Source organism: Streptomyces sp. NPDC050548, from assembly GCF_044457385.1.
Classification (GTDB): Bacteria; Actinomycetota; Actinomycetes; order Streptomycetales; family Streptomycetaceae; genus Streptomyces.
In genome coordinates this window covers 21,456-34,783 of record NZ_JBITGV010000001.1, presented here as the reverse complement: position 1 = coordinate 34,783, position 13,328 = coordinate 21,456, and the positions used below count along the sequence as shown (strand labels likewise).

Here is a 13,328-nt window from a genome sequence, read left to right as displayed (position 1 = left end):
AAGCGGGGGCCTGGGGGCGGCAGCCCCCACGGACGGGACGGGACGGGACGGGACGGGGCGGCGGGGGCGAAAATCACGGCACAGCCCCCACCGACCCCCCACCCACCAACGGCGCCAACAGATCCCCGTACTCCCGCAGCCGTACCCCCATATCCGCTGCGAGAAAGGAGAGTTGCCGCACCGACCGACACCCCTCCACCTCCCCCCACGTCACCGGCGCCGACACACTCGGCACGGCCCGCGCCCGCAGCGTGTACGGCGTAGCCGTCGTCTTCCGCGCAGCGTTCTGACTCCAGTCGACGAACACCTTCCCCGCCCGCAGACTCCGCGTCATCCGATGCACGACAAGCCGGGGCAGCGCCTTCTCCGCCTCCACGGCCAGCGCCTTCGCGTACTCGACGGCCCGTTCCGACGGCACCGGCTCCACCCCCGCCAGCAGATGCAGCCCCTTCGCCCCGGACGTCTTGACGTACGCCTCGATCCCGTCGGAAGCCAGCCGCTCCCGCAGCCACACCGCGACCTCACAGCACTGCACGACCGTCGCGGGCGCCCCGGGATCGAGGTCGAAGACCAGCCGGTCGGCGAGGCCGGGTGCCCCGATCACCCACTGCGGGGTGTGGAACTCGGTGACGAGGTTCGCCGCCCACATCAGGGACGCAAGGTCCTGCACCAGCACCATCCGGGCCGGCCCCTCCGACCTCGGCACCTCCGCCGTGGTGACCCACTCGGGCGTACCCGGCGGCACGTTCTTCGCGAAGAACACCTGACCGTCCGGCCCGTCCGGGTACCGCAGGAAGGACAGCGGCCGGTCCCGCAGATGGGGCAGCAGGGCCCCGGCGGTCGTGGCGTAGTAGTGCAGGACCTCACCCTTGGTGAAGCCGTCCGCCGGGTACAGCACCTTCTCCAGGTTGCTGAGCGCGAGCCTTCGCCCCTCCACCTCTGTGATCGGCGTCATACGATGAGAATCCCACGGAAACGTGACGAACCGGACGTGGGTCGAGTGTGGACCGGACGCGGACCGGATGTGATCCGGAATCGGAAGGCGGGTGCGGCAGGTGCGATCCATATGGAACGGCGCCATCTCCTTCGGCCTGGTCAGCATCCCGATCAAGCTGGTGAACGCGACCGAGAGCCACTCCGTCTCCTTCCGCCAGATCCACACGGAGGACGGCGGCCGCATCCGCTACCGCAAGGTCTGCGAACTGGAGGACCGCGAGGTCGCCCAGGCCGAGATCGGCAAGGCGTACGAGGACGCGGACGGCACGATGATCCCGATCACGGACGAGGACCTGGCCCAGCTGCCGATCCCGACGGCGAAGACGATCGAGATCGTGGCCTTCGTACCGGCCGACCGGATCGATCCGCTCCAGATGGACGCGGCCTACTACCTCTCCGCGAACGGCGTCCCCGCGGCCAAGCCGTACACCCTGCTGCGCGAGGCGCTGAAGCGCAGCCGGAAGGTGGCCATCGCGAAGTACGCGCTGCGGGGCCGGGAACGCCTGGGCATGCTGCGTGTGGTGGACGACGTGATCGCGATGCACGGCCTGCTGTGGCCGGACGAGATCCGCGCCCCCGAGGGCGTCGCCCCGGACACGAGCGTCACCGTCCGCGACAAGGAACTCGACCTCGCGGACGCCCTGATGGACACGCTGGGCGAGGTCGACCTCGCCGACCTCCACGACGACTACCGCGAGGCCGTCGAGGAGATGATCACCGCCAAGGCCTCCGGCGAACGCCCCGCCGGCTCCCCGGCCCCGGCCCCCAGCGGCAAGGTCCTCGACCTGATGGCGGCCCTGGAGAAGAGCGTCCGAGAGGCACAGGAGTCGCGCGGCGCGGAACCGGGAGCCAAGGCCGAGGTCACGTCCATCTCCTCGCGAGCGACCCCGAAACAGACCACTGGCAAGAAGTCGACCTCCACGGCGAAGAAGACGGCGGCGAAGAAGACGACGACCTCGGGATCCGCGAAGAAAACAACGCAAGCGCAGGGGACGAAGAAGACCCCCGCGAAGAAGACCCCGGCGAAGAAGGCGACTCCCCGCAAGCGAACGGCCTAAGGGACAACTGCGCCCCGCGCCCCATAGGGACGCGGGGCCGTATCGACATGCGGCTCCGCCGCGTGGGCGCGACCAGCCACAACGCAGCCGCACGCGCACACGCACGCCGGCCGGGCGCAGCCCTACAGCCACAACGCACCCGCACCCGCACTCGCCCCCCTCCAGCCGGGCGCAGCCCTACCCCACCCGCCGCAACGCCAACACCGCGTTGTGCCCCCCGAACCCGAACGAGTTGCTCAACGCGAGATCCCCGCTCCCCGGCAGTTCCCGAGGCGCCCCCATCACCACGTCCAACCCCAACGCGTCGTCCGACTCCCCGCTCCCCACGGTCGGCGGCACCACCCCGTGGTGCAGCGTGAGCACGGTGGCCACGGCCTCGACCCCACCGGCCGCCCCCTGCAGATGCCCGAGGTGCCCCTTGAGCGCGGTGACGGGTACGGCCCGCCGCCCGAACACGGCCCGCAGTGCCTCCGCCTCGGCGAGATCGCCCTCCACCGTCGCCGTGGCGTGCGCGTTCACGTGGACGACGTCCACGACATGCCCGCCCGCGTCCCGCACCGCCCGCCGCACGGCGAGCGCGACCCCGGCGCCGGAGGGATCCGGCGCCGCCATGTGGTGCGCGTCGGCGGACAGCCCCCACCCGGCGGCCTCGCAGTAGATCCGCGCCCCACGCGCGCGTGCGTGCTCCTCGGCCTCCAGGACGAGCACCCCCGCGCCCTCCCCGTTCACGAACCCGTCCCGGTCCTTCCCGAACGGCCGGGACGGCGACGAACCGTCCTCGACTCCCCGTCCGGCCAACGCCCGCATCGCGGCGAACGACGCCATGATCGCCGGCGTGACGACCGCCTCGGCCCCGCCCGCGAGGGCGATGTCGACCCGGCCGTACCGTATGCGGTCGATGGCCGCCCCGATCGCCTCGGTGCCGGAGGCGCACGCGGCGGTGACCGTGCGGGCCTCGCCGGTGATGTGCAGGTCGAGGGAGACCTGGGACGCGGCCTGTGAGGGCACGGTCATGGGGGTGGTGAGCGGGGAGACGGCACGCGGCCCCTTGTCCCGCAGCTTGCGGTCGCCGCCGACGAGGACGGACGCGTCGCCGAGGATCGCACCGAGGCTGACCCCGACCCGCTCCGGATCGAGCCCGCTCTCCCGGGTGCCGCCCGCCACGAACCCGGCGTCACCCCACGCCTCCCGCGCGGCGAGCACCGCGAACTGCGCGGCCCGGTTCATCCGCCGCGCCGCCGCCCGCGGCAGCAGTTCCGCCGGATCGACGGGCACGGTCCCGGCCACCCGCACGGGCAGCTCCGCGAACTCCTCGCCGTCCAGTTCCCGGATCCCGTGCCGACCGTCGAGCAGCCCCCGCCACAGCTCGCCGACTCCGACCCCGAGCGGTGTGACGGCCCCGAGCCCGGTGACCACCACCCGCCGCGGCTCCCGCACGACCACGTCCGCATTCCGCTCCGGCCGCGGGTGATGCCGTACGACGGACTCCGCGCCGCCCCAGCCGCGGACCTCGTCATCGGTCGCGATCTCGTCCGCGGCCCCGTCGAGGTCCCGGTGCCACACGCCCCAACGCCGTGCGTACGACACCTCGTCGGCGCGCGGGTCGACGACCCGGAGGGTGGTCACCCGGTCGCCGTCGCGGAACTCGACCGCCCCGAGGTCGTCGGAGTCGAGGCGGGGGATCGCTCCGACGTCCATCCGGTGGCAGGCGACGGTGACGCGCAGGTTCCGGCCGAGCACCTCGTCCCGGTCGGCGCCGCCGAGCGGCGGACGCAGCGCGAGCCGGATGGTCTCCGGGGTCTCGGGCAGCGTGTGCATCACGACGTACCAGCAGTCGCGTTCGGCGTCAGCGGGGGTCAGGGCGATCAGATCGCCCGGTATCACCTCGGCGGCACTCACCGGGTGCAGCGCGAACGGAATCTCTGACGAGTAGGGCAAATTGGACATACCTCTACACACTCCCTGTGCTCAGAACGGACTTTTGGTGCGCGGCAAACGATCCCGAGTGAACTGGACCAAACCGGAAAAAGCCACGGTTGAATGGTGAACCTCTTGCGGCCTGGGAGCCCTCAAGGTCGGCTGGAACAGGCCGAGTTGCCGGATTTGATCACCGGGCTTGTGTGTGGAACGTCACTTTTGTGGCCGCGCTCGCCGCCCCCGCCCCCACTTGTTCCCTGGATTTAACGCGAGGCCCTCTGGCAACTCCCTTTCTACGCGCGTAACTTGAGCCGACTCCCCACAGGCACCGGTATCGGCAGCTACACGAAGCACGAGGAGACCGCCAGCGTGTCCAGACCTGAAGGGCGCAGATCCCGCGCCCGCCGCACCGCCTACTCGATCGTCTCGGTGGGCGCGGCGGGAGCGTTCGCCTTCACCGCCCTGCCCGCCGCGCACGCCACCCCGTCGGCCTCGGCGGTGATCGCCGAGGTGTACGGCGGCGGAGGCAACTCGGGAGCCACCCTGACCCGGGACTTCGTGGAACTCGGCAACGCCGGTTCCGCGGCCTACGACCTGTCGGGCTACAGCGTGCAGTACCTGCCCGGTACGCCCTCCTCCGGCTCCACTTGGCAGGCCACCGCCCTCACCGGCGCGATCGCCCCCGGCGCCCGCTACCTGGTCGGCGAGGGCACCGGCAGCGGCGGCACCACCGCACTGCCGACCACGGACGCCAGTGGCTCGATCGCCATGAGCGCCACCTCCGGCACGATCGCCCTGGTCTCCGGCACCACCGCGCTGACCTGCAAGACCGCCGCGGACTGCGCGGCCGACACCCGGATCGTCGACCTGACGGGCTACGGCACCGCGGTCGTCCGCGAGGGCGGCGGCCCGGCCACCGGCGCCTCCAACACGGCCGCGGTCGCCCGCGCCGACTCGCTCGCCGACACCGACGACAACGCGGCCGACTTCACCGCCGCCACCCCCTCTCCGGTCAACTCGGCGGGCCAGACGCCCGGTTCGGGCGACGGCGGCGGTGGCGACGGCGGTTCGCCGACCGACCCCGGCACCGTCCGCGTCCACGACATCCAGGGCACGACCCGCCTCTCGCCGTACGCCGGCCAGACGGTCACCCGCGTCCCGGGCATCGTCACCGGCGTCCGCCCCAGCGGCTCTCTCGGCTACTGGATCCAGGACCCGACCCCCGACACCGACCCGCGCACCAGCGAGGCCGTGTTCGTCTACACCGGCTCCACCAAGCCCACGGTGGCGGTCGGCGACTCGGTCCTGGTCACCGGCAAGGTCAGCGAGTACTACCCGAGCAGCACCAGCCAGTCCAACACCGAGATCACCGGCCCGACGACGACGGTCCTCTCCAGCGGCAACGCCCTGCCGGACGCCGTGACCCTCGACGCCACCTCGGTCCCCGACGCCTACATCCCCACCGCGTCCGGCGGCAGCATCGAGTCCCTCCCGCTCCAACCCGCCGTCTACGCCCAGGACTTCTTCGAGTCCCTGGAGGGCATGCGGGTCACGTTCGCCGACGCCCGCGTGGTCGGCGCGAGCGACGCGTACGGCGAGCTGTGGGTCACGGTGAAGCCCGACGAGAACGCGACGGCACGCGGTGGCACGCTCTACTCCTCCTACGACCAGCCCAACACCGGCCGTATCGAGGTGATGTCGCTCGACACGACGTCAACCTTCCCCGCGGCCAACGTCGGTGACGAACTGTCAGGTGTCACGACCGGCCCCCTCGGCTACTCCACCTACGGCGGCTACAACGTCCAGGCCACCCAGCTCGGCACCCTCGTCGACAACGGCCTGAAGCAGGAAGTGACGCGCAAGCAGAAGAAGGACGAGCTGGCGGTCGCCACCTACAACGTGGAGAACCTGGACGCGCTCGACACCCAGGAGAAGTTCGACCGCCTCGCCGAGGGCGTCGCGGTCAACCTCAACTCCCCTGACATCGTGGCCCTGGAGGAGATCCAGGACGACAACGGCGCCACCAACGACGGTACGGTGACGGCCGAGGGCACCCTCAAGCGCTTCACCGACGCGGTCCGCGCGGCCGGCGGCCCGGTCTACAAGTGGCGCTACATCTCCCCGACCAACGACGCGGACGGCGGCGAGCCCGGCGGCAACATCCGCCAGGTCTTCCTCTTCAACCCCAAGCGCGTCTCCTTCACCGACCACAAGGGCGGCGACGCTACGACGGCCACGAGCGTGGTGAAGACCCGCCATGGCGTCGAACTCACCTACTCCCCGGGCCGTATCGACCCGACCAACGCGGCCTGGGAGGACAGCCGCAAGCCCCTGGTCGGCGAGTTCACCTTCCAGGGCGAGCAGGTCTTCGTGGTCGCCAACCACTTCATCTCCAAGGGCGGCGACCAGCCGATCCACGGCCGCTACCAGCCCCCGGCCCGCAGCTCCGAGACCCAGCGCGCGGCCCAGGCGGCGGAGGTCAACACCTTCGTCAAGTCCCTTCTGACGGCGGACAAGAACGCGAAGGCGATCGTCCTCGGCGACCTGAACGACTACGAGTTCTCCCAGACGGTGACGACACTGACGGCCGACAAGGTCCTCAAGCCCCTGATCACCACCCTCCCCGCCGCCGAGCGCTACACCTACGTCTACGACGGCAACTCCCAGACCCTGGACCACATCCTGACCAGCCCCGCGGTGACGTCGTTCGACTACGACGTCGTCCACATCAACGCGGAGTTCGCGGACCAGGCGAGCGACCACGATCCACAGATCGTCCGAATCGATGTGTCGAAGTGCGGCAGGCACTAGCACCGTTGGTGTCTGATCACTAGCACTGTTGGCGTCCGACCGGGCGAGCCGGCGCAAGCCGCCCCGCCCCATCAGCCCCTCGGCGCCAACCGGAGCAACTCCCTGAGGGCGTGCCGTCCCGGTGCCGGGCAGGGCGACTCCCTGGGGGGTGTGCCGTCCGGGTCCAGTCCGGGGCAATTCCCTGAGGTGCGTGCTGTCCGGATGCAGTCCGGGGCAATTCCCTGAGGTGCGTGCTCTCCCGATCCAGGCCAGGACACCCCCCCCAAGGGGCGTGCCCTCTCGATGCCGGCCAGGGCAACTCCCAAGGGGCGCGGGGAACTGCGCGACCAGCCACAACGCGCCCGCACTCGCAAGCCAACGCAAGCCAACGCAAGCCCCTCAGACGCTGAGCCGCGCACCCCGGTCCACAACACTCCGCCCCGTCACCATGACCAGCCCCACCCCCACCCCCAGCCCCACCGACGGCAGCACCGGAAACCGCCCGCCGTACGCGAACCCATGCCCCGCGAACCAGATCAACGCCCCCACACTCGCGGCCAGCCCGAGCCACAACGCCCAAGGCCGACGCGGTTCGTCACCCGGCCGCGTCCGCTCGTAGGCGACCGCGAGCCCGCGCTCCAACGGCCGCAGCGCCCCTACGACCCCCACCAGCACGACCCCGAGCACGGCCAGCCACGGCACCCGCAGCACCCACCAACTCCCGGACCCATAGGCCGGTTCGGGCGCGAGCCCGGTGAGATAGAAGGCGCCGGCGACGACGAGCACCGGCAGCATGTGCCACAGGTAGAGCGTCATGCTGGCCCCGCCCAACGGCCGTACCAGCCGCCAGAGTTGCGCACGCTCCAACAACCGCCGCAGCACGGGCGCGAGCAGCAGCGCCAGCCCGGCCTGCCCAACTGCCCACGCCAGCATGGCCGCCGACGGGGGATTGGTGTTGCTGGGACTCTGCCCGGTGACGAGGATCAGGCTCACCGGGAAGGGCCCGAGCCGGACCAGCGCGGCGAAGCCGACCGCACCGCCCAAGGCCATGAACGCGGGCAGGGCGGACCGCTCGGCGAGGAGCTTGTCCCGCCAGCAGAAGCCCAGCTGATAGGCGACGCCCCACACGAGCACGTAGTTCAGCAGTCCTACACCGGGCGCGTGCACGGTGACCACCAGCAGATCGGCGACGAGCGCGACGGCCCCCATCATCACCGGCACCCGCAGCCCCCACCGCCGATGTGCCTTGTGCAGAGCGGGAGTTGCCGCGCTGAGCAGCAGATACACCGGCAGGAACCAGAACTGCATGGCCATTGCCCACCCGACGAGCGCGAGGGTGCCGGCGTCCACCCCGACCGCCGCGCAGATCGCGACGGCGACCAGCACCAGCCCGCTGTACACCCCGGCGGGCAGAAGCAGCCGTAGCGCCCGCTGCCCCACCCATCCGGTCGCGGCACGGCCCTCGGTCCGCGCCCGCTCCCAGGAGCCGCCCGCCGCGTGCCCGCCGGCCAGGAAGAACAGCGGCATGATCTGGAAGCCCAGGGTGAGCCACTGGGTCCAGGGCACGGTCGCGAGCAACTCCGGTGCGTCGATCGCCCCGTCGGGCTCCCGCACCAGCCCGGTGATCAGCCAGTGCCCGAACACCACCAGCACGATCGCCCACGCGCGCAGGAAGTCGACGTAGCGATCCCGGTCCCCGCTCAAGTCCCCCATGGGACGCCATGGTGCCGGGGGAGCAGGGCAGTTGGGGCGGACGTGCGCTCTCCCGCAACCAATCCGTGCCCGTCACGACACCCGCGCCCGGCCCCCGCTTCTCTTGACCCACCCTTGCCTTGACTCGCCCCTGTCAACGCTGCTTCCCTGGGCCCACACATCGAATTGGTCTGCACCAATATCGATCAGGGATTGAATCGATTCACCCCCCATCCCTCCCTGGAGGTCGCGCATGCGTACCCGATCGAGATCCCGTTCCCTGTCCCGTTCCTTCTCGCGCTCCTTCCTCTCCGCCGCCCTGCTGACCGGCGCCCTCGCGGCGGCCGGCCTCACCTCGGCGGCGGCACCCGCGTCGGCGGCCTCCGCCCCGAACGCCTGGCCCGCCCATGTGTTCGCCCCGTTCGCGGACACCTGGTCGGGAAACGTTTCCCTCACCGACGTGGCCAACAACTACGGCACCAAGTTCTTCACCATCGCGTTCGTCGACGGCCCCGGCTGCAACTGGCAGATCGGCGAACAGGCCTCCCTCCAGACGCAGATCGACGCCCTGCGCGCCCAAGGCGGCGACGTCTCCGTGTCGTTCGGCGGCTACGGTGCCGACACCGCGCTCACCGAGATCGGCGACTCCTGCTCCAGCCCGGAGGCGGCGGCAGCGCAGATCGAGAACGTCATCACCACCTTCAACCTCTCGCACGTCGACTTCGACATCGAGTCGGCGTCGCTCACCAACTCGGCCGGCATCGATCGCCGTGACAAGGCCCTTGCCCAGGTGCGCACTTGGGCCGCCAACAACGGCCGTTCCCTGTCGGTCTCGTTCACCCTCCCGGCCCTGCCCAGCGGCCTGTCGGGCGACGGCGTGAACGTGTTGAACAACGCCCGCTCCAACGGCTTCACCCCGGACGTCGTCAACCTGATGACCATGGACTACGGCTCCTCGGGCACCGACATGGGCAACGCGGCCAACACGGCCGTGGACGCCGCGGCGAGCCAGGTCGCGAGCGCGTTCGGCATCTCCACGTCCGCGGCCTACGCCAAGCTCGGCAACACCCCGATGATCGGCCAGAACGACAGCGCCGGCGAGGTCTTCACCCTCGACAACGCCCGCAGCGTCGAGGCCTTCGACGCCTCCCGAGGGATCGCCCTGGTGTCGTACTGGTCGCAGAACCGCGACAACGGCGGCTGCCCGGGCTCGACTTCGGCCTCCGGCACCTGCAGCGGCGTCAGCCAGAACACCGGTGACTTCGCCCGCATCTTCCAGCCGTTCACCTCCGGCAGCAGCAGTGGCGGTGGTGGCACCGGCTCAACTGCGCAGTCCCTGCCCGGGACTTGGGCGCAGTGCGCGAGCGAGAACGGCACCTGCGCGGTCAGCGGGACGACGGCCGTGGCCTACGGCGCGAGCGGCAGGTTCAACTACGCGACGGAGACCGGCTCCACGCCCTGCACCAACGCGGTCTTCGGCGACCCGATCTCCGGCACGGCCAAGTCCTGCTACGGCCAGGCGGCCCCGCCCGCGACCGACGTCTGGACCTCCTGCGCCTCCGAGGGCGGCACCTGCGCCTTCTCCGGCGTGATGACGGTGGCCTACGGCGCCGGCAGCTCCTTCAACTACGCGACCCTGCCCGGCGGTACGACCTGCTCCAACGCCGTCTTCGGCGACCCCGCCTCCGGCACCGCCAAGTCCTGCTACCTGATCGGCGCCCCGCCGTCCTTCGCCACGTGGACCAACTGCGCGGCAGAGAACGGGACTTGCTCCTTCTCCGGCACCCGCGAGGTGGCGTACGGGACGGGCGGCCAGTACTTCTACGGCACCTTCACGGGCGGCACCCCGTGCAGCAACGCGGTCTTCGGCGACCCGGCGTCAGGAACGGCGAAGACCTGCTACTACCAATGACCGAGCGGACGTAGAACTCCTCCAGGCACCCCTTCGCCATGGCGGCGGCGCGACGACCTCGACCGGCGACGCCGAAGCGGGCCCACAAGGCCTGTCTGCGGAAGCAGCCGGTACCCCCGTGGCAGAGAGCCCCGGACCGCAATCCGCACACCACGCACGGGAATCGATGCCCCGGCCGTTACCCACTTTCGGGTGACGCCTTCGGCGGACCTGGGGTGGCGCACCCTGGCGATCACGGACCTCAGGTCAGTGCCCCCAACAACTCGGGGCGTCAACCTGGTGCATCGCACGCATAAATGGACGGTACAGGCGACAATCACGGAAATGCGACCGACTCGTAACGCGATTCACGTATCGCTCATATCCTGTCGGCACGGTGGAGAAGGTGTGGGTGTGCGGCCAACAGGCCGCCACCCGCACACCGCACAACCCGGGATACGGCCGTAGCCGTATGCCAGGGAGGTGCCCGCACCATGCTGGGGGAACCCGTGACTTCTTCACCTTCCGTGTCCGTCCGTCGTCTGGCCGCAGCCGCGCTGGCTGCCGGCGCTCTCGTCGGCGCGGCGGCACTGCCGGCGACCGCGGCCGACCACGCGGCCCGGCCGAGCGTGGAGATCAGCCGCGTGCAGGCCGACTCGCCGGGACCGGACGACCGCTCCGCCCGTTCGCTGAACAACGAGTGGGTGGAGATCACCAACCACGACCGCCGCGGCGTCAACCTCGACGGCTGGAAGCTGTCGAACAAGGAGGGCCAGACCTACACCTTCCGCCACTACCGCCTCGCCGGTCACGCCACCGTCCGCGTCCACACCGGAAAGGGCCGCGACACCGCCCAGGACGTCTACCAGGACCGCCGCGACTACGCCTGGGACAACCGCTCCGACACCGCCACCCTCCGCAACGACCACCGCCGCCTCGTCGACGACAAGTCCTGGGGCGGACGCAACGGGGGCGGGCACGGCGGAGGCCACAACGGGGGCGGCCACAACGGCGGCGGCCACGGTGGCGGGGGCCACGAGGGTGGCGGTCACGAGGGTGGCGGTCACGGTGGCGGCGGCCACCACTGACCACCGGCACCATGACGTCCGACCAGTGACGTCCGACCAGTGACGCCCGAGCATTGACGTCCAGGCAGTGACGTGACACCCGCGGCGCGCCGTCTCATCCAGGGGCGGCGCGCCGTTCGCCGGTCCGACCACCCACCAACTGCAGCCCCGCCCGTCCTCACCCTGAGGAGGCATCCCCACTGCCTCCTATACTCCTGACGTGTCTGAAACGCCGCACTTCTTTCATGTCTCGTCCGTGCTCAACCGCCGGTCGATAGCTCAACACGGCCTGGATTGGACCCGGATGGGCGCCGCACGGGGAATCGCCGGCAGCCGCCGCCCCGAGGCGGAGGGCATCTTCGTCTGCCGCGGCGAAGAGGAAACAGAGTTCTTCTTCCAGCTCAACAACACCGGCGGCCCGGTCGACCTCTGGTCCGTGGACGACATCGACGAGACGCTGCTGCTCGACAACGGCAACGGATTCGCCTACCTCCCCGACCGCATACCGGCTGCGCGGGTCCGCCTTGTGCGATCAGATGTTCCGCGGAGCGACGCGTCCTGGTAAACGCCGTGCAGGCGCGCCAGTCGCGAGGGAGCGGCACGACCGCCGGGGGCGAGCACGGCTCTGGTGAGTTCGCGATTGTCCCGCTGCCCCGGTTCACGTTGTCGACGTCTTGGGCGAGACCTGTCACAGTCGTCGTGTGGACTGGATGTCTCCGGCTTCCGCGTTGTTGGGGGCCGTTATCGGCGCCGGTGGAACACTCCTGGCGCAACGCGGCCAATGGCGGCAGCAGTTGGACGCACAGGATCGGAATGTCCGCCGCCAGTTGTACAGCGAGTACTTGTCGACACTGCACGGAGCCGGTGAGCGACTGCACCAGCTTGCTGCGCGTGTGAAAACACCAGAGTCAGACACCATGCTGGAGGCAGCTCACGATGCCTTCGGGGCCGACGCTCTGTACTCCGTGCGGGCGCAGCTCGTGATCAGTGCCCCGGTGCCGGTTGCGGAGCAGGTGCGGAAATCAATGATCGCCATGCGCGATCTACGGGATTGCATCGGGCGCGGGAACCTCATCGAGACTGAGGAATACGCAACGGCCCAGCGAGCGGTAAGGGACAGCCAGCAACACCTGCGTGACGCGATGCGCGCAGATTTGGCCGGCCGACGTCAGGCCCTCTAGCCCCACAGGAATGGCACGTAGTTTCGATCCCCTTGGAATCTTGCTATTGAAGGATAGTCGGCGGAATAATTCAGGGCGATACAATTTCGCGCATTTCAGGGGGAGTGGTGAAGGGTAAAACGCGTCGAGTGGTATCCGTGGCAGTCGTATTCGCGGCAACGGCAACCATGACGGTAGTCGGTAGCGAAACGAGTAGCGCAGCCGGCCGTTCCTGCTGGCGGGCGAGTCACAGTCACACCATCACCAAGTTGAGGGTTCCTCTGCTGGAGAGCGGTTTCACCTACCGCTGGTGTGCCCAGAACGGTCGAATCAACGAGTTCGTCGTAGAGAGTTCGTACAGTGTAATTCGCAATTGGGTCTGGGCATCTGACCCTCGTTCCGACGTTCAGCCGACCATGTCTCTGGGACAGGACCATCTGCATGTCTATGCCGACTTCAGTGCGAAGTCGACACTCGCGGGCGGCGGAAAATTCAAGGGCACAAAAGGCGAGGTGAACGTGAGTTGGTCGCCTGGGCGTTTGGGTGACCACTACGAGATCGACTTGTGGCCGGATGGAAGAAACTCGGGCGAGATCTGGAAGGGCTGAGCTCGATTCATTGACCGGATCCAATGGATCACATGAACGGCGTCAGCCGGCGGACGCGGCCCGCCACTCGTTGGCCACACCGTGGTTGAGGAACCTTTGGGCGCTGGCGAGATCCGCAGACTCCCGGTTCACGGAAGGCATTGATCACA

At 69.7% G+C, this 13,328-nt stretch carries 10 protein-coding genes; 7 read left to right on the top strand and 3 right to left on the bottom strand.

The genetic code is table 11. From position 1 onward, the window contains the following. Positions 1-73 precede the first annotated feature (73 nt). Positions 74-955: a non-homologous end-joining DNA ligase gene (ligD, locus tag ACIBJH_RS00135; protein ID WP_399114611.1), complete on the bottom strand. Its 882-nt coding sequence runs from the start codon at positions 953-955 to the stop codon at positions 74-76. 91 nt (positions 956-1,046) lie between these two features. Between ligD and ACIBJH_RS00130 the strand changes: the two genes are divergently transcribed. Further along, a complete protein-coding gene (locus tag ACIBJH_RS00130) occupies positions 1,047-2,054 on the top strand; it encodes a Ku protein (protein WP_399114610.1) in 1,008 nt (335 codons plus the stop codon). A 177-nt stretch (positions 2,055-2,231) separates the two neighbouring features. Here the strand turns inward: ACIBJH_RS00130 and ACIBJH_RS00125 are convergent, their stop codons facing one another. Continuing rightward, complete coding sequence (locus ACIBJH_RS00125) at positions 2,232-4,001, bottom strand: beta-ketoacyl-[acyl-carrier-protein] synthase family protein (protein ID WP_399114609.1); 1,770 nt, start codon at positions 3,999-4,001, stop codon at positions 2,232-2,234. A 399-nt stretch (positions 4,002-4,400) separates the two neighbouring features. Between ACIBJH_RS00125 and ACIBJH_RS00120 the strand changes: the two genes are divergently transcribed. Continuing rightward, positions 4,401-6,782 carry an endonuclease/exonuclease/phosphatase family protein gene (locus ACIBJH_RS00120; protein ID WP_399115564.1) on the top strand — a complete coding sequence of 794 codons (2,382 nt, stop codon included), beginning with the start codon at positions 4,401-4,403 and terminating at the stop codon, positions 6,780-6,782. Positions 6,783-7,160: 378 nt separating this feature from the next. Here ACIBJH_RS00120 and ACIBJH_RS00115 read toward each other — a convergent pair whose 3' ends face one another. Beyond that, entirely contained in the window at positions 7,161-8,474 is a 1,314-nt protein-coding gene (locus ACIBJH_RS00115) for an acyltransferase (RefSeq protein ID WP_399114608.1), read from the bottom strand. Between the two features lie 232 nt (positions 8,475-8,706). On the opposite strand from ACIBJH_RS00115, the gene ACIBJH_RS00110 reads away from it, so the two are divergent. The 5 genes from ACIBJH_RS00110 (at position 8,707) to ACIBJH_RS00090 (ending at position 13,179) form a co-directional block, all read left to right on the top strand. Further along, positions 8,707-10,365, top strand: coding sequence for a chitinase (locus tag ACIBJH_RS00110; RefSeq protein ID WP_399114607.1), 1,659 nt, complete (start codon positions 8,707-8,709; stop codon positions 10,363-10,365). A 473-nt stretch (positions 10,366-10,838) separates the two neighbouring features. Continuing rightward, the gene (locus ACIBJH_RS00105; protein WP_399114606.1) at positions 10,839-11,432 is read left to right on the top strand and encodes a lamin tail domain-containing protein; all 594 of its coding nucleotides are present in this window, start codon (positions 10,839-10,841) and stop codon (positions 11,430-11,432) included. Positions 11,433-11,631: 199 nt separating this feature from the next. Next, positions 11,632-11,976 carry a hypothetical protein gene (locus tag ACIBJH_RS00100; protein ID WP_399114605.1) on the top strand — a complete coding sequence of 115 codons (345 nt, stop codon included), beginning with the start codon at positions 11,632-11,634 and terminating at the stop codon, positions 11,974-11,976. Between the two features lie 136 nt (positions 11,977-12,112). After that, positions 12,113-12,592, top strand: a complete 480-nt coding sequence (locus ACIBJH_RS00095; protein WP_399114604.1) for a hypothetical protein — start codon at positions 12,113-12,115, stop codon at positions 12,590-12,592. A gap of 137 nt (positions 12,593-12,729) precedes the next feature. Beyond that, on the top strand, positions 12,730-13,179 hold the full coding sequence (locus ACIBJH_RS00090) for a hypothetical protein (protein WP_399114603.1): 450 nt from the start codon (positions 12,730-12,732) through the stop codon (positions 13,177-13,179). Positions 13,180-13,328 lie beyond the last annotated feature (149 nt).